We start from the raw sequence: 15,002 nt of genomic DNA, 5'->3' as shown, positions 1-15,002 counted from the left end.
GAGTCGAGGATTGCAGGTGCGTCGATTCGAACAGATTGCCCTAAACTTGCACGCATGCCTTCTTCTGATATTCATGTCAGCGCTGTTGTAGTGAGAAATTCGCGAGGAGAAGTCCTATGCGTGCGTAAGAAGGGCACCGCGCTGTTCCAGCTTCCGGGTGGCAAGCTCGAGTTTGCGGAGTCCTCGCTTGATGCGGTGATACGGGAAGTCAATGAAGAGCTGGGGATTTCGCTTGATGCTGCTCTCTTGGTTCCGATGGGAACATACCGTGCAACTGCGGCTAACGAAGCCGGTAGAGATGTTGTTGCCGATCTTTTTTACTATTCAGATTCGGTAGAGCCCGTGGCAGCTGCAGAAATTGCTGAGTGCGCATGGGTAAACCCGTCTGTGTCGAACGTTAAACTGGCACCGCTTTTGAAAGATGAAGTGTTTCCGGAGTTGATTGCCAATCCTGTGCGTTCTGTAGCCGTATTTACAGGGTCGAGCAGTGGTCGCAACCATACCAATGCAATTCTTGCTGAAGCCCTAGGGGCGGGTCTAGCTGAGCAGGGGGTACGGATGATTTATGGTGGCGGTAGAGTCGGCCTTATGGGTGCTGTGGCGGATGCTTGTCTGGCTAACGGTGGCTGTGTAATCGGTGTGATTCCCCAGAATCTTGTCGATGGCGAAATTGCACATCCGGGTCTTTCGCACCTTGAGATTGTTGACACGATGTATCAGCGTAAGCAACGGATGAGTGACCTGGTCGATGCCTATGTGTGTTTGCCTGGTGGCGCTGGAACCCTAGACGAATTCTTTGATGCGTGGACAGCTCAACAACTCGGGCTTCATCGCAAGCCCATTGCCCTTTTTGGTTCAAGTTTTTGGGCGCCTACTGTATCGATGCTCAAGCATATGGCAGACGAGGGATTTATTCGTCAAGATGATGTCGACACGCTTATTGTTGCCGATACCGTTGATGAACTTCTCGTCGCGCTCAATTCTTGGGCTGCGCCGTGCCCCAAGTGGAATTAGTTTCTAAATTGTTTTGCAGTAGGTACCGAGTAAAGCGATCTTTGTTGGCGTTTGTTGGGTTGAACGTTATACCGCGAACGGGTCGTGCTCGGGGTCGCTGTTAACTTGAATCTCTAGGTCATGGGCGATCTTCTCCGCAAGTGGAGCGCCGAAGAAGTGGGAGACGAAGGCGACGGCCATATCTATACCCGCTGCCACACCGGACGACGTCCAGCGATCTCGGTCGTGTACCCACCGGGCAGAGCTTTTCCAGTCGATGTCCTTGCCGAAAGACGTGGCCCAATCAAACGCAAGTTTATTGCTGGTGGCGGCGTATCCCTCCAGCAAACCAGCTGCGGCTAAAACCGCTGAACCCGTGCATATGGAACAGACAAGGAAGGTGCAGCTCGCCATTTCGTAGATGCGGGCCAGGAAATCCGCATTTTTGACGAGCGCTCGCGTTCCCTGACCACCGGGGACGATAACGGTGTCGCACACGAGGGAATCGAAGGTTGTGTCGGGGAGAATCTTCACACCTTGGGAGCTGGCTACAGGTTCCCCATCCGCGGATACAAACTTCACTTGAAGGCCAGGAACCTTGGAGAAAATTTCGGCAGGGCCAAAGACATCCAGCAGCTCAAATCCGTCGAAAAGAATAAACGCTACGCTCTGTGGTCGTTCGTTATTCATGAGCTTGCCCTCGAGCCTGCTGCAGCTCTTCGTCCAGCAAGAACTGATCGATCGCGATAGCGGTGGCCACGCCTGTGCCCATCGCCTGAGACACCTGGTCAGGGGAGCTGGTGACGTTGCCTGCAGTCCATAGGCCCGCCACGGAGGTTTTGCCATTGGGCTGTCGTACAACCCAGCCATTGTCGGATTCGCAGCCGGCGGCTAGCAGTAGTTGATCGTTGGGGTGGAAATCCGGGCCGGTGAAACACGCCTCGAAGGCGCGGGTTGTGGAGGTGGAGTCACCAGCTTCGTTGGGATCGGTGGCGCTCACCAGAACTCCCGTTTCCGATTCTGGGTCGGGCTGCACGCTGGAGACGGGGGCGTCCATAAGAACAACACCGCGCTTCTCGAACAGTGCGCGGTCAGCTTCGTCAAGGGAGAGCCCGTTGGTGAAGAACGTAACGCGATCAGTCCACTTCCGCATCAGGTGCACCATGCGCGTCGTGAACCCGAGATTCCTTCCGCCGATGACGGCAAGGTTGCGCCCTCGGACCTCGTATCCGTGGCAATAGGGGCAGTGGAAAACTCGTGATCCCCAAAGCTCACTGAGTCCCGGGACGTCCGGCAGTTCGTCGGTAATGCCCGTCGACATGAGTACTTGTCGAGCCCGAAACTGTCGTCCGTCGGCCGTAGTGGCCGTCCATGCGTTGTCTGTTTGCTCGAGTGAGGTGACCTCATCCTGGGTTACTTCACCGCCGAATGTCATGAATTCGTTGCACCCTTGGTCGAGTAGCTCCATTGGGTTCGCCCCGTCGCGCCCCATGATGCCGTGAGAGTGGGTGCTGAAGCGGTTACGTGGTTTTCCGTTGTCGATGATTCGGACGTTCCGCTGAGCTCGGGCGAGGGTAACACCCGCCGCAGTGCCCGCGAACCCCCCGCCGATGATGAGTACGTCGAGTGGTTCAGTCGCATTATGTGCCATGATCTGCTCCCTTCGAGGATTGTTACACTTGGCCACCGTACCTGCATGTTTGGTGCAACTCGCGCGACGGAAAGGTGGAGTATCGTGCAGACCTACTCTGAGAAAGCGATTCGAAAGAGCTTCATCAACTGCTCTAAGGGTGCCGCTGCGCGCATTCACATTCCGGCACACGTTCTGGGAGCGGACTGGGGGAGCCAGGTGTTTGTGAGTTGGGTGGACCCCAAGGCGCCCCAGCGGGCATACCTCGTCGCGGAGACCGCGCAGGGTTTGCAGGGCCTCACCATGGAGATCCGTAAGGCCCCGGCCGGTGGCGGCGCACGTATGTGCCAGATTTGCCGCACGCTGCACCCCTCGAGTGGCGCCTCGCTGATGTCGATCGTCACCACGAAGTCCGCGCAGGATAACTACGGCAGCATCGGTACGTACATGTGCAGTGATTTGGCGTGTGTGGATTATGTGCGCGGAACGAAAACTCCGGACGGAACCACGCAGATGGCGGAGACGCTGACTCTGGAGGAAAAGGAAGAACGTGCACTCGCCAACGTTCGTAGCCTTATCGCCAGTGTGGAAAATCGGCTGAAGAAACAGTATTTGCGTGCAGTGCCGACTGGTTCTCATCAATATTTAATGAAAACGTATTGACAACGTAGCAGGTGAGAGGGCAGTATAGAAAGCGTCGAAGCAACCTACTGGCTCGCCTAACCCATGGCAGTGGCTCCATGGTTGCCCTGTATTGAAGGAGTTCATCATGAGCTGTACCACCCACGCCGACCATGATCACAAGCACGGCCCGAACTGCGGCCACGTTGCCGTTCCGCACGGCGATCACGTCGATTACGTCCACGACGGCCACCTGCACCGCGAGCACGAAGGCCACTGGGATGAGTGTGAGACCGCGGAGCACCAGGTCCACGAGGATCACGACCACGAGCACGGCCCGAATTGCGGCCACGTTGCCGTTCCGCACGGCGATCACGTGGACTACATCCACGACGGTCACCGCCACGCCAAGCACGGTGACCACTGGGACGATCACTAAAGCCGCGGAGAGGGGTGACTACTCAATAGTCACTCCGGTAACATAGGCCACCTGAAACGCCGGTGAAAGGAGCGTTAGGTGACGTACCCGCAAGGAAACGACGATCAGACCCGCATGTTCAACACGCAGGGCAACGGCGGTTATGGTGGCTACAACCCTGGCTACAACAACCAGCAACAGTATCCGCAGGGTTATAACTCTGGCTACAACCAGCCCCAGCAAGACCCGCGCGAAGGCCTGCTGGCCGGTCGCTACGACGGCAAGAAGGTTGCGATGAACCTCATCGTCCTCGCCGTTCTAGCCGCAGCTGTCACTTTTGCTGCGGTGTTCATCGTGGACCTCCTGGTGAGCTTGATTCCAGGTGAAGCGTCCGCGGGCGTGGGACCTGCTGTACTAACTGGAGTGATTGCGGGCGTCATCGGTGTACTCGCCGGACTGCTGTACATCCCGGTTTCCGGTACGGGCAACGAGCACCTCTTTGGTATGGCCGTTATCGCACTGGCGGCAGTTGCCGCGATCGCATGGGTGCTCGCGGGCGGACTGCTGAGTGGTGACTGGGGGACGTTGGTCACGCTCACGGGGATTGTTTGCACCGCCGCAATCGCGTACGTGGTGCCTTCCCGCATCGAATCGGCTGCGGTCTACGGCCCGCGCCGATAGTTCAAAAAGGGGGGCGGGGTCTAAGAAGCCCCTTAATGTTCGTTATCAATCCGAGATTTTTTCGGAATTCGGCGCTTTTTCGGTTGACGCACCCCGGGGGATAGTGCGTAAGTTTGCGTGCTTAGTGGCAGCCGCCCGGCAAGTAGCCGGGGCGCGATACTTCGCGTAACTGCCAGCGTGCAGTCGCAAAAGCGCGGCCGCGTAGACATCAAACAATCGATATGAAGCCAGCCACCCGGCCGGCTTCGCAGAAGGAGTTTTCGTCTACATGAATAAGTCCGTAAAGACCGCTTTCGCCCGCATCGGCATGGCCGCAGGCCTGGTTGCTGCCCCGGCGGCCGCCGCAGCTGTGGCAGCCCCGGCCGCACAGGCCGCACCGGTAAGCGCCTGGGATCAGGTCGCACAGTGTGAGTCCGGTGGCAACTGGAGCATCAACACGGGCAACGGCTACTACGGCGGATTGCAGTTCAGCGCCCAGACCTGGTCTGGCTTCGGCGGCACGAAATACGCCCCGACCGCTAACCAGGCCACGAAGGCGCAGCAGATCGAGATCGCCGAGAAGGTCCTGGCCACGCAGGGTGCAGGCGCTTGGCCGAACTGCGGCAAGGTGCTCGGCTAATCGCCGAGCTAAGTGCCGGGCTGACTTAAGCGTCCAGGTACTTTTCCGGAATGTCTAGAGCCACCAGGTCCTCCCGGGACTTGGTGGATTTTTCTAGCGCAACTTTCACCACGTGGCGCATCTGATCCTCGGGATCGGGGATACGGCGCTGTTCGGACATCAGCACGGTCAGGATCTCCGGCTGATCCTTGAAGCAGTGCCAGACCACGGCGTTTGCCAGCGACTCCAGCACCAGGCCGCGTGGCTGCAGGGCCTGCTTCGGCCGGTCGGCGCGCTTGCCGCCACCGCGCGGGCGGACGTGCAGATCCTGCTGGCCGATGCCCACGATGGAGCCGTCCTTGTTGTAAATGATGGAGGTGTACGGCACATTGCAGTAGCCGTCTTCGTCGACGGTGGAGGTGATCCAGCTAATCAGCTCTGGTGTGAGGTTTACTTCCATGTATGCCCCGCTGCGGCCGGGCTTGAGGAATTGGAAGGTGCCGGTGCGGGTCCAGGCCTCGTATTCGGTGCCCAGGCGGCGGGCGATCAGGGTGCCGAACAGCACATCTGTCATAGAAAACAGGGTGCCGCCGAAGGCTGCGCCGTGCATGTTTGCGTTCCACCAGCGCAGGTTCAGCACGATGCGCGAACGCGACCAGTCTTGCGAAACGCTGGTCATCTTGATGCCGGAAAATAGCAGCGGCGGCCATAGGTTCATCATGCGCCGCATGCGGTCCGGCTTTTCGGTCATTTTGTTCACGAAGGCCGGAACTGCCTTCATCTGTGCCTGGTAAATCTTCTTCAGAGGTTTCATGATGCGTTTATGCTACCGCGAGACCGCCAGAGGCAAGCAGGTATAAAAGTATTCTCTTTTTATTGACGCCCCTACGTCCGCGCCGCCCCGCACGCTTGTTCGAAACTTTAGGTGGATAGCTACCGGGGCTACCGGGACTGTCCGGGGCGATTGCTAGCGTGTTGGGTTATGAGCAAGAGGGTAAGTGCGCTGCTAGTGGGCGTGAGTTTGCTACTCGGTGGGTGTGCCGAGGGTGCGGAGTTTCTAGAGGGCGGAAGTTCGGCGTCACAAATCTCGGAAGCACCGGTAGAACAGGCCACAGAAACGGTGCCGGAGCAGCCAGAGCAATCCGAGCCTCCAGAGCAGCCGGAACCGGAACAAGAACCAGAGCAACCCGCAGCGCCGGAACGGTCGCTGCACCAGCAGAACATGCTGGACCTGCTGGAAACGCTTGCGGTCAAGGGGCGCGCGCCGAAGACGGGCTATAACCGCGATGAGTTCGGCCAGCGGTGGAAGGATATCGACCGCAACGGTTGCGATCAGCGCAACGACATCCTCTCGCGTGACCTCACCAACGTGGAGGCGCCGAAGGGTTGCAAGGTGCTCAGTGGTGACCTGCAGGATCCTTATACCGGCCAGCACATCCACTTCGTCCGCGGGCAGAAAACTAGTCAGGCGGTGCAGATCGACCACGTGGTGGCGCTGGCCGATGCCTGGCAGAAGGGCGCGCAGCAGCTTTCCCCGGAGCGGCGCGAGCAGTTTGCCAACGATCCGATGAACTTGCTGGCTGTGGATGGGCCGGCGAATATGCAAAAGGGTGCGGGTGATGCCGCGACGTGGCTACCGGCGAATAAGGGTTTCCGCTGCACTTATGTCTCCACCCAGGTGCGTGTGAAGGCGGAGTACCAGCTGTGGGTCACGCAGGCGGAAAAGGAGGCGATTCAGCGCGAGCTAGGCCGCTGCTAGCGGTCCACTACGAGGATGTGCGCTGTGGGTTTCCCAATTGTCGGCCGCGAGGGCTGGAAACGCTGCGATCGCCGGGCACCCAGAAGCGGAGTAGGGCATCCGCGTTCTTGGTGATCCCTATGCGCTTGCCACGGGTGATCTCTGGGATAGCTGTGCGTGGGGTCAGGGTAAATGAGGCAGCGGTGGGCGAGGTATCGTCTGTGCCAGAAAACACTTGATCAATAGCCGAACCATTAAGGTTCAAGTTCAAACCGAGTACGGCGCCCAGGTTTCCCGGACCACGCGCTAGTGCTTCATCCGCGGGCTTTGGGCCACGCCGAGCACGGGCAATATCGAGCCCCTCGATGACTTTCCCCGCGCGCAGCAATACTCCTCCGGCCTCGCCATTGGGGCTGCACACCAGATTGCCCGCGCGGTGGATGCCGTAACTGGCATACACGTAGAGGTGCTGGGGAGGGCCAAACATAACCTCGCAACGAGGGGTCGGGCCGTTGAAGGCATGGGAGGCTTCGTCTGCAGTCCCTAGGTAGGCCTCGACCTCGGTCAACTCGATAGCCACTCCGTCGTGGCGCAAGACTGCGCCCAACAAAAGAGGGGCGACGACGTCGGCGGGTTGGGTGAAATCGATTCTCTGTGCGTTTCGATCCATGTAGCCATTGTGGTGCTCTTGCCCTAAACCCGCCAAGGTTGGCCCATTGCTGCCGAAAACTAGACCGCTTGGTCTATAATCGTTGAAACGATGCGCACCGGGCTGTGATTTCCCGGCGCAGATAAGCACTAAGACGCGCTACCAAGCACTAGTTCGAAGAGGAGTTTCCATGGCCCACAACACAGATGCCATCCACGCAGGCTACGAGCCCGACGAGTTCATGGGCTCCATCAACGTGCCGATCTACGCCTCCACCACGTTCGCCCAGAATGCGCCGAACGATCTGCGCGGAGGCTACGAGTACGGCCGCGTGGCGAACCCGACCGTCGACTCGCTGGCCCGCACGATCGCTGCCCTCGAAGGTGGCAAGCATGGTCGCGTCTACGCTTCCGGCATGGCCGCCACCGACCACCTGCTGCGTGTGCTGCTGCGGCCCGGCGACCACCTGATCATGGGGCACGACGCTTACGGCGGCACATATCGCCTGATCACCACCGTTTTCAAAGACTGGAACGTGGACTTCACCGTGGTGGACACCACTGATCCCGAGGCCGTTCGTGCGGCGCTGACCCCGCAGACGAAACTGGTGTGGCTGGAGACCCCGACCAACCCGCTGCTCGCCGTGACCGATATCGCCGCCATCGCCGAGGTGCTCGCGGATGAGTTTGGTAATGACGCCCCCACGCGCCCGAAGCTGATCGTGGATAACACCTTCTGCAGCCCCTACCTGCAGCGCCCCCTGGACCACGGCGCGGACGTGGTGCTGCACTCCACCACGAAGTACATCGGCGGGCACTCCGATGTGGTCGGTGGCGCGATCGTCAGCAACGATGCGCAGCTGGACGAGGATCTGGACTTCCTGCTCGGCGGCGCGGGCCCGATTGCTTCGCCTTTCGATGCCTACCTGAATGCCCGCGGCCTGAAGACCCTGGGCGTTCGGATGGACCGCCACTGTTCGAACGCGCAGGCCATCGCCGAATACTTGGACGAGCGGGAGGAAGTCGCCACCGTCCTGTATCCGGGTCTGCCGCAGCACCCTGGTCACGAGGTAGCCAAGCGCCAGTCCACCGGCAAGGGGTTCGGCGGCATGATCTCCGTACGCTTCCACTCCGAGGAAGCGGCGCTGAAGTTCTGCCAGTCCACCAAGCTGATTTGTCTGGCGGAGTCACTGGGTGGCGTGGAATCGTTGCTGGAGCACCCGGCGACGATGACCCACCAGTCGGTTGCGGGCTCCCAGCTGGAGGTTCCGCGCGACCTGGTGCGCATCTCCATCGGCATTGAGGATCTGGAGGATCTGCTCGCAGATGTCGCGCAGGCGCTGGAGCAGCTTTAAACTACTGGACTTATGAAGTCCTTTTCTTCTTCCAAGTCCCTGACCGCACTGGCCACCGCAAGCGCCCTGACCATCAGCGCCGTCGCAGCCGCCCCGGCGCAGGCTATCGCCCCGTCCGAGGGCAAGGGCTCCAGCACCGCCCCGATCACCCAGCCCACCGACCCCGATTCCAACCCGAACAACCCGAAGGCTAACAACGAAGGCTCGCTGGCCGGCAGTATTGAAGCCGCGAATCCGGCAGCTGAATGGCTGCTGAAGACCTTCCCTCTGGGTAGCACCGACCCCGCAGGTTCCCTAGGTAAAGATGCACCGCCGATCGCAGGCATCTTGGCCTGGGTCGGCGGTATCGTAGGTGCGGTTGCCCTGGGCGCGGCGTTGGTTGGTGGCTACCAGCACGCTGTGCAGCAGGGCTGGATCCAACCGCTGTAAGGGGGCTAGGCGCTAGCTACCTGGCGTGAGTTAGGCGTCCTCGCTAACGCCGGGGTAGCCAAGCTCCTCGAATACCTGCTTGACCTCGCCGCGCTTCGGGTTGATGAGCTTGGACTCTAGAACGATGTCCTTGTCCTTGTTAAAGATGAACACGATCGTGTTGCCCCTGTCCTCAACGTAGCCGGCATATTCATTCGGCTTGTCGTTTACGATCTCCGCGCCGCCATCCTTGAACTCCTTTTCCTTGACTTCGACGTACTCCTTGTCGTTGATGAAGTCCACGTTCCAGTAGGCCCAGCCCGAGCCTCGCACGCCCTTACAGTTCGCGCCGGTCATGTCGCGCTTCTCCTTGGAGGAGTCGTAGTACCGCAGGGTGAAGGTTCCGTCCTTGCACTTATTGACCAGGTCGTTGACCTTCTCAGGCATTGCATCCTTGTAGGCGGCGGGGAGGGAATCATCTGGCCCGCCGACGTCGCCCCTCTTCGCGGCGGTGGAGCTCGGCGCGCTCGGAGTCTCGGAGGTAGTGGACTCCTCGGAGCTTTCCTCACTGGTCTCCTCGGTGCTCTCCTCGGAGTTTTCCTCACTGTTTTCTTCGGCGCCCTCGGTCTGGGAAGTCGAGGTCTCGTCGGAGTCGGATCCTTCATCATCCTTGGCCAGCAGGAAGTAACCGCCTACTGCCAGGGCAATGACGACAGCGAGGGCGGCGATGATGCCGATAACCTTGCCGGTGCCTCCGCCACCTCCGCCGGAGTTTAGGTCTTGGCCATAGGCGCTGGCGGCACCGCCAGCGAAAGGGTTCTGGCCCGCTTGGCCAGGCTGTCCGGACTGACCGTAGCCGCCCTGGTTAAAAGGATTCTGCCCAGGCTGACCATTGGTACCGGGCTGACCGTACCCGCCTTGCGGACCGGGCTGGCCATAGCCTCCGGCCTGTGGCTGCTGTGCGCCGTAATGCTGGCCACCCTGGGGCTGATTCTGGTTTGCACCCCACTGGGTGGTCTCGTCACCTGGGTTGGAGCCATTGTTGAAGGGGTTGTTCTCCCCGTTATTTCCGCCCTGGTTGGGCTGGTTATCGAAGGGATTGTTGTTCGTCATGAGGGGACAGGTCCTTAAATCTCTGGAAACGTCGTCTTTTGGTTGTCGGGGCCTGGGAAACCAATGGCGCCCTCTCCGTGTGAAGGGCGCCTTCCCGCGGCGCTCGGTAGGTCAAATGGTACGAACTCTGCGGGATGTTCCGAATCGTTATTCTTCTACTGAAATAGGGGTGAATAGCGGGGGCAAATTTCCTTACGAAGAGGTTCTACGGCTTCTCGTAGCCCAGCTGGGTGAGGACCTCTTGCAGGGTGGATTCGTCTTCAAAGTACATCTTGGTTTCCATGGCGATGCCCTTGGACTTGTTCATTACAAATACGAACGGCTTGGAGTCCTCCATGAGGTAGCCGGCGAAATTGTTCGGGTCATCGGACCAAATTTCTGCGCCCTGTTCCTTCACGTAGTCGATCTCTTCGGGCACGAACGCCGCATCACTAACGAAGTCGACCTTCTTGAACTCCCAGGCGGAGTCCCACACGCCGGTGCACTGCATGCCCTTGACCTTGCGGTTGTTATCGCGGGCCAGCTCGTAGGTGCCGTTCTTGCAGTCGTACACCAAGTCCTGGATTTTCTTGGGCATCGCGTCGGCGTAGGTCTTGTCCATCGAATCATCCGGGCCGCCGACGTCGCCGGCCTTCGCGGGCTCCTTGGAGGAGGACGAGGTCTCCGAGGTGGAGGATTCCGAGCTGGATTCGGAGGAGCTCTCGCTGGACTCATCCGACGAGCCAGACTCTTCGGAGCTCGACGAGGAGCTGGAAGCATCCGTGCTCTCTTCGTCATCCTTACCCAGCAGGAAGTAGCCACCAACAATCAGGCCGATTACGACAACTGCGGCGACGATGATGCCGATGATCTTGCCACCGTTGCCGCCGCCACCGTTACCTCCGGCGTTACCTGGCTGGCCGTACGCGCCATAGGGCTGCGCATTAAACGGGTTTTGCCCCGGCTGGCCCTGGTTCTCCCCATTCGGGAACTGCTGATTGCCGTACCCCTGTTGCCCGAAAGCTTGCTGGCCGTACGCCTGTTGACCGTAGCCCTGCTGGCCCGGCTGTCCCTGATGGCCTTGGTTCTGGCCGCCCGGGAACTGCTGATTGTCGTAGCCCTGTTGACCAAAGGGATTCTGGGGCTGATTCGGATTCTGGCCTGGGTTGTTTTGGGAACCGTCTCCGGAGCCGGGGTAACCGCCTCCGTAATTATTAGTCATAAGAATTCCTTAAGAGTATGCCATTAACCTTTACTAAAGGAAAAGGTTAATGCATAGCTTTCTCTATTGCAGTGTTCTGCAGGGATTGCCTCCAACCAAAATTAAACAGCCCCGCGGCCTGCACTTGGTCGCTACATTGGAATTCATGAGTTCTACTAATGCAGAGTCCACGATTGCCGGGTCCACGTCCAACCCACCAACCAACTCCCGCGTCGCCGTCGTCACCGGCGCGAGTGCGGGCATCGGCGAGGCCACCGCTAAGCTGCTGGCCGCGGATGGCTGGTATGTGGTTCTGGCCGCGCGCCGTGCAGAAAAGCTAGAGCAGGTAGCACAAACGATCGCCCAGGAGGGCGGCAAGGCTACGCCCCTTGTGCTGGATGTGACGGATAGGGCGTCAATACATAACTTCACCGCAGCGCTCGCCGAGCTGACGGGCTCCAAGGTAGACCTGCTGGTCAACAACGCAGGTGGCGCGCGGGGGCTCGACCCTGTGCTGGAAGCCGATCCGGAGGATTGGCGCTGGATGTTCGAGGCGAACGTGATGGGCACCCTAGAGGTCACGCGCGCGCTGTTCGATCAGCTGCAGGTAGCGGACGCACCGCAGGTTATTAACGTGGTTTCCGTCGCCGGTCGCGGCGCCTACCGCGGGGGTGCGGGTTACAACGCGGCGAAGTTCGGACAGACCGCGCTGACCGACGTGATGCGCATGGAGTTCGCCGAGGCGGGCGTGCGCGTATGCCAGGTCGACCCGGGTCGAGTGGCTACTGACTTCAGCTTGAACCGCTTCAAGGGCGATGCCGAGCGCGCCGAGGAGGTTTACGCGGACAAGCTAAACCTGCAGGCAGAGGACATCGGCGAGGCTATCCGCTGGATCGCGGATCGCCCCCGCCACATGGACGTGGAGTCCATCATGATCCGCCCGCTCGACCAGGTCTAAAGTTTGGCGCTCGGGATGGCTCGGCGGGTCTGTCGCGCCGGGCTAAGCCCGGCAACCAGCGCCTACTGGAAGGTGACGGCGGTGCCGGTCGCGCTGACCATCACCATGCCGCCCTGGCCCAGGGACTCGTAGTCCACGTCCACGCCGACGATGCCGTGCGCGCCCATCTCCAGCGCGCGATCCACCATCTCCTTCAGCGCGGACTCGCGAGCCTGCAGGATCTCGCCCTCGTATGCGGAGGAACGGCCACCGGTGATGTTGCGGAAGCCCGCACCGATGTCCTTGAACATGTTGATACCGGCCACCGTCTCGCCCGAGACGATGCGCAGGTACTGGCCGATGGTGTGGCCCTCGACGTTGTTGGTGGTAGTGACGATCATGGCGTTGTTGGCCTTTCTGCGAGTTTTTTCTTAATGACGCCCACGTCTGCCGTGGGAGCGCTTATGCAACTGACTATAGAGGACTGCGTGGGCTGCGCGCGCGTGAAAACTTCAGTTGGTGGAGGGGTGGCGTCAACGGAATGTGGATCGAAGTGCACGTTTGCTCCGAGACTTAAGGACTGGCTAGAGTTATGGTAACCATTGCATAGGTCAGACAGGTGGGCGGAAAATGAGCTTAATCCAGATTTCGGAAGCAGCGACCAAGCTGGACGTTTCGGTAGACACGATCCGACGCTGGGAGAAAAAAGGTCTGGTAAAGGCTTACCGAAATGCTCGTGGTCAACGAGAGTTTGATTTCGATGAGATTGAACTTCTAGCAAAGAAACTTAGCGGGGAGTCTACTGGCCGAGGCTTTCAAGTCTTTGAAAGTAAACCGACCGGACGCACCGCTATCGATCTTTTCGCAGGAGCCGGGGGGACAGCGCTTGGTCTTGAAAATGCAGGATTTGAGCACGTTCTAGTTAATGAAATCGACAAATGGGCTGCGCAAACCCTACGAGCTAATCGTCCAGAATGGAATGTTGTCGAAGGTGACGTTCATGAACTCACATTTGATAATAGCTATCCGGATTTGGATCTTGTTGAGGGTGGGTTTCCATGCCAGGCATTTAGCTATGCAGGAAACAAGAAGGGCTTCGCGGATACCCGCGGTACTCTGTTTCACGAATTCGCACGGATCGTAGGGGAAACACGTCCGAAGGTAGCTATGGGCGAAAATGTTCGAGGGCTGCTAAAGCACGACAACGGGCGAACCTTGAGAACCATGATTGGAATCCTTCAAGATCTTGGTTACAAAGTGGCCTACAGATTGTTGCGAGCACAATACCTAGACGTGGCTCAGAAGCGTGAACGCTTGATTATTTTGGCAGTACGCGGAGATCTTGATCTGCCGATTCTCTTCCCGAAGGAGAAAAACTACACGCTTTCCCTCAGGGAGACTATTTCTGATGTCCCGGCCGGGCCGGGAATGGAATACAACGACTGGAAGCACGAGGTGATGGAACGCGTCCCAGAAGGAGGAAACTGGCGTGACCTCCCTGAAGATATTCAGCGGTCGTATATGAAGGCAAGCTTCTTCCTAGGCGGCGGAAAAACCGGGATGGCTCGCAGGCTTTCCTGGGATGAACCATCCTTGACACTTACCTGTAATCCAGCACAGAAGCAGACGGAGCGATGCCACCCGAGTGAAACAAGGCCATTGAACGTGCGAGAGTACGCACGTATTCAGTCCTTCCCTGATGAGTGGGATTTCCAGGGAAGCGTTTCGCAGCAGTACAAGCAAATTGGCAACGCTGTGCCAGTAAATTTGGCCTACCACGTCGGAATCGGTATCCAAGCGATGCTTGACGGTGAAGTACCCGAGGGCTACGAAGAGGCTAAGCCTGAGGAAAAGGTACTAGCGACTATCTTCGACTAGTGCCGACTGGGGTGGAAGGCTCTTCTGTATCGATTGGTCGATATAGACATCAGTGATCAAACTGGTTTGGTCTATATCCAAGTCAGAAGGATCTTGAATGATTTCTTTAAGGATCGCAGGGAGTGCGTGGAGTAACTGGTTCAGTGCGTCGGGCTCTCCCGTTACGAGATGGTAGGCAGTGGTGCCATCAATACAGCGAACATATGGTAGTTGATTGCGGCCGGAAACCTTCCAGGGGCGGTCGTATGATTCCTGAGTTTTCGGGACAATCTGAATCAGATATGCGACGCATTGAGAACTTCCACCCCTTGAGTTGACTGCGTCCTTTAGTTTGTCCCAGGTCTTGGCTTCATCCGAGGCCTTAATCGTGTTGTAGCGCATCTTTACTTCTGCCACGACATTGCGATCCCCAGCCAGGGGAATCTTCTCATCAGAGTAGATGTCGAAAACTCCACCGCTGCTTCCGGAATCGTTCCAACCATGGGCTGCTCCAAGAACTGCCTGATGAAAATCACCGATAGCATTCTGCAGGGTTTTTACGATTGATACATCGTCAGCGATACGAATTACGTCTTTATAAGGCATGTCAAGCAATGCATTGAGTGCGATGACGAGCGTTGGATCCGTCTGGAGATTCTTCTTTTGCTTAGCCTTGATTCTTCTAATGGCTCCCGCAAAGCTCTTGCGGGCGATAGCTTCGACTTTGTCCTTTGTAATCCAGTCGATCGTCCAAGTTGTCGTATCCGACATGTGTGCCTCCGGTCTTAGCCAATATTCAGCTTTGAGTATACTGGCCGGAGAACA

Annotated in this window: 18 protein-coding genes; 10 read left to right on the top strand and 8 right to left on the bottom strand. The window is 58.6% G+C overall.

Annotation, left to right across the window (positions count from 1 at the left end):
• Positions 1 to 54 precede the first annotated feature (54 nt).
• Positions 55 to 1,014, top strand: coding sequence for a TIGR00730 family Rossman fold protein (locus tag MHX63_RS07760; protein ID WP_239388000.1), 960 nt, complete (start codon positions 55 to 57; stop codon positions 1,012 to 1,014).
• Between the two features lie 66 nt (positions 1,015 to 1,080).
• On the opposite strand, the gene MHX63_RS07755 is transcribed toward MHX63_RS07760, so the two are convergent.
• Entirely contained in the window at positions 1,081 to 1,683 is a 603-nt protein-coding gene (locus tag MHX63_RS07755) for a DJ-1/PfpI family protein (RefSeq protein ID WP_239387999.1), read from the bottom strand.
• A complete protein-coding gene (locus MHX63_RS07750) occupies positions 1,676 to 2,644 on the bottom strand; it encodes an NAD(P)/FAD-dependent oxidoreductase (protein WP_239387998.1) in 969 nt (322 codons plus the stop codon). The genes MHX63_RS07755 and MHX63_RS07750 overlap by 8 nt, the downstream gene beginning before the upstream one ends.
• Before the next feature lie 84 nt (positions 2,645 to 2,728).
• On the opposite strand from MHX63_RS07750, the gene MHX63_RS07745 reads away from it, so the two are divergent.
• From MHX63_RS07745 to MHX63_RS07730, 4 genes are all read left to right on the top strand, one after another.
• On the top strand, positions 2,729 to 3,286 hold the full coding sequence (locus tag MHX63_RS07745; protein ID WP_239387997.1) for an FBP domain-containing protein: 558 nt from the start codon (positions 2,729 to 2,731) through the stop codon (positions 3,284 to 3,286).
• Between the two features lie 106 nt (positions 3,287 to 3,392).
• The gene (locus tag MHX63_RS07740) at positions 3,393 to 3,683 is read left to right on the top strand and encodes a hypothetical protein (RefSeq protein WP_239387996.1); all 291 of its coding nucleotides are present in this window, start codon (positions 3,393 to 3,395) and stop codon (positions 3,681 to 3,683) included.
• 78 nt (positions 3,684 to 3,761) lie between these two features.
• Positions 3,762 to 4,343 (top strand): hypothetical protein, encoded by a 582-nt coding sequence (locus tag MHX63_RS07735; RefSeq protein WP_239387995.1) that lies wholly within the window; start codon positions 3,762 to 3,764, stop codon positions 4,341 to 4,343.
• Between the two features lie 268 nt (positions 4,344 to 4,611).
• The gene (locus tag MHX63_RS07730) at positions 4,612 to 4,962 is read left to right on the top strand and encodes a transglycosylase family protein (protein WP_034986285.1); all 351 of its coding nucleotides are present in this window, start codon (positions 4,612 to 4,614) and stop codon (positions 4,960 to 4,962) included.
• A gap of 25 nt (positions 4,963 to 4,987) precedes the next feature.
• Here the strand turns inward: MHX63_RS07730 and MHX63_RS07725 are convergent, their stop codons facing one another.
• Positions 4,988 to 5,755, bottom strand: a complete 768-nt coding sequence (locus MHX63_RS07725) for a PaaI family thioesterase (protein ID WP_239387994.1) — start codon at positions 5,753 to 5,755, stop codon at positions 4,988 to 4,990.
• Between the two features lie 168 nt (positions 5,756 to 5,923).
• Between MHX63_RS07725 and MHX63_RS07720 the strand changes: the two genes are divergently transcribed.
• On the top strand, positions 5,924 to 6,700 hold the full coding sequence (locus tag MHX63_RS07720) for an HNH endonuclease family protein (protein WP_239387993.1): 777 nt from the start codon (positions 5,924 to 5,926) through the stop codon (positions 6,698 to 6,700).
• Positions 6,701 to 6,707: 7 nt separating this feature from the next.
• Here the strand turns inward: MHX63_RS07720 and MHX63_RS07715 are convergent, their stop codons facing one another.
• A complete protein-coding gene (locus MHX63_RS07715; protein WP_239387992.1) occupies positions 6,708 to 7,349 on the bottom strand; it encodes a DNA-3-methyladenine glycosylase in 642 nt (213 codons plus the stop codon).
• Positions 7,350 to 7,518: 169 nt separating this feature from the next.
• Here MHX63_RS07715 and MHX63_RS07710 point away from each other — a divergent pair, with 169 nt between their 5' ends.
• Positions 7,519 to 8,682 carry a cystathionine gamma-synthase gene (locus MHX63_RS07710; RefSeq protein ID WP_239387991.1) on the top strand — a complete coding sequence of 388 codons (1,164 nt, stop codon included), beginning with the start codon at positions 7,519 to 7,521 and terminating at the stop codon, positions 8,680 to 8,682.
• Between the two features lie 12 nt (positions 8,683 to 8,694).
• Complete coding sequence (locus MHX63_RS07705; RefSeq protein WP_239387990.1) at positions 8,695 to 9,111, top strand: hypothetical protein; 417 nt, start codon at positions 8,695 to 8,697, stop codon at positions 9,109 to 9,111.
• A 30-nt stretch (positions 9,112 to 9,141) separates the two neighbouring features.
• Here MHX63_RS07705 and MHX63_RS07700 read toward each other — a convergent pair whose 3' ends face one another.
• Both MHX63_RS07700 and MHX63_RS07695 read right to left on the bottom strand, forming a co-directional pair.
• Positions 9,142 to 10,203, bottom strand: coding sequence for a hypothetical protein (locus MHX63_RS07700; protein ID WP_239387989.1), 1,062 nt, complete (start codon positions 10,201 to 10,203; stop codon positions 9,142 to 9,144).
• Between the two features lie 205 nt (positions 10,204 to 10,408).
• The gene (locus tag MHX63_RS07695; RefSeq protein ID WP_239388095.1) at positions 10,409 to 11,404 is read right to left on the bottom strand and encodes a hypothetical protein; all 996 of its coding nucleotides are present in this window, start codon (positions 11,402 to 11,404) and stop codon (positions 10,409 to 10,411) included.
• 145 nt (positions 11,405 to 11,549) lie between these two features.
• Between MHX63_RS07695 and MHX63_RS07690 the strand changes: the two genes are divergently transcribed.
• The gene (locus MHX63_RS07690; protein WP_239387988.1) at positions 11,550 to 12,341 is read left to right on the top strand and encodes an SDR family oxidoreductase; all 792 of its coding nucleotides are present in this window, start codon (positions 11,550 to 11,552) and stop codon (positions 12,339 to 12,341) included.
• Between the two features lie 62 nt (positions 12,342 to 12,403).
• On the opposite strand, the gene MHX63_RS07685 is transcribed toward MHX63_RS07690, so the two are convergent.
• Positions 12,404 to 12,721, bottom strand: coding sequence for a YbjQ family protein (locus MHX63_RS07685; RefSeq protein ID WP_239387987.1), 318 nt, complete (start codon positions 12,719 to 12,721; stop codon positions 12,404 to 12,406).
• 229 nt (positions 12,722 to 12,950) lie between these two features.
• Here MHX63_RS07685 and dcm point away from each other — a divergent pair, with 229 nt between their 5' ends.
• Positions 12,951 to 14,198, top strand: a complete 1,248-nt coding sequence (gene dcm / locus MHX63_RS07680) for a DNA (cytosine-5-)-methyltransferase (RefSeq protein ID WP_239387986.1) — start codon at positions 12,951 to 12,953, stop codon at positions 14,196 to 14,198.
• Here the strand turns inward: dcm and MHX63_RS07675 are convergent.
• Complete coding sequence (locus tag MHX63_RS07675) at positions 14,178 to 14,948, bottom strand: Eco47II family restriction endonuclease (protein ID WP_239387985.1); 771 nt, start codon at positions 14,946 to 14,948, stop codon at positions 14,178 to 14,180. The two genes, dcm and MHX63_RS07675, sit on opposite strands and share 21 nt — an antisense overlap.
• Positions 14,949 to 15,002 lie beyond the last annotated feature (54 nt).

Origin of the sequence: Corynebacterium sp. ACRQK (assembly GCF_022345965.1) — a bacterium.
GTDB lineage: Bacteria > Actinomycetota > Actinomycetes > Mycobacteriales > Mycobacteriaceae > Corynebacterium.
The sequence above is the reverse complement of the archived record's forward strand: the minus strand, read 5'-3'. Positions and strand labels throughout refer to the sequence as shown.

Coding starts and splice junctions, on each gene's coding strand:
- MHX63_RS07740 (WP_239387996.1), top strand. CDS start 3,393: ATGAGCTGTACCACCCACGCCGACCATGATCACAAGCACGGCCCGAAC.
- MHX63_RS07755 (WP_239387999.1), bottom strand. CDS start 1,683: ATGAATAACGAACGACCACAGAGCGTAGCGTTTATTCTTTTCGACGGA.
- MHX63_RS07705 (WP_239387990.1), top strand. CDS start 8,695: ATGAAGTCCTTTTCTTCTTCCAAGTCCCTGACCGCACTGGCCACCGCA.
- MHX63_RS07695 (WP_239388095.1), bottom strand. CDS start 11,404: ATGACTAATAATTACGGAGGCGGTTACCCCGGCTCCGGAGACGGTTCC.
- dcm (WP_239387986.1), top strand. CDS start 12,951: ATGAGCTTAATCCAGATTTCGGAAGCAGCGACCAAGCTGGACGTTTCG.
- MHX63_RS07690 (WP_239387988.1), top strand. CDS start 11,550: ATGAGTTCTACTAATGCAGAGTCCACGATTGCCGGGTCCACGTCCAAC.
- MHX63_RS07700 (WP_239387989.1), bottom strand. CDS start 10,203: ATGACGAACAACAATCCCTTCGATAACCAGCCCAACCAGGGCGGAAAT.
- MHX63_RS07675 (WP_239387985.1), bottom strand. CDS start 14,948: ATGTCGGATACGACAACTTGGACGATCGACTGGATTACAAAGGACAAA.
- MHX63_RS07710 (WP_239387991.1), top strand. CDS start 7,519: ATGGCCCACAACACAGATGCCATCCACGCAGGCTACGAGCCCGACGAG.
- MHX63_RS07725 (WP_239387994.1), bottom strand. CDS start 5,755: ATGAAACCTCTGAAGAAGATTTACCAGGCACAGATGAAGGCAGTTCCG.
- MHX63_RS07760 (WP_239388000.1), top strand. CDS start 55: ATGCCTTCTTCTGATATTCATGTCAGCGCTGTTGTAGTGAGAAATTCG.
- MHX63_RS07715 (WP_239387992.1), bottom strand. CDS start 7,349: ATGGATCGAAACGCACAGAGAATCGATTTCACCCAACCCGCCGACGTC.
- MHX63_RS07750 (WP_239387998.1), bottom strand. CDS start 2,644: ATGGCACATAATGCGACTGAACCACTCGACGTACTCATCATCGGCGGG.
- MHX63_RS07685 (WP_239387987.1), bottom strand. CDS start 12,721: ATGATCGTCACTACCACCAACAACGTCGAGGGCCACACCATCGGCCAG.
- MHX63_RS07730 (WP_034986285.1), top strand. CDS start 4,612: ATGAATAAGTCCGTAAAGACCGCTTTCGCCCGCATCGGCATGGCCGCA.
- MHX63_RS07720 (WP_239387993.1), top strand. CDS start 5,924: ATGAGCAAGAGGGTAAGTGCGCTGCTAGTGGGCGTGAGTTTGCTACTC.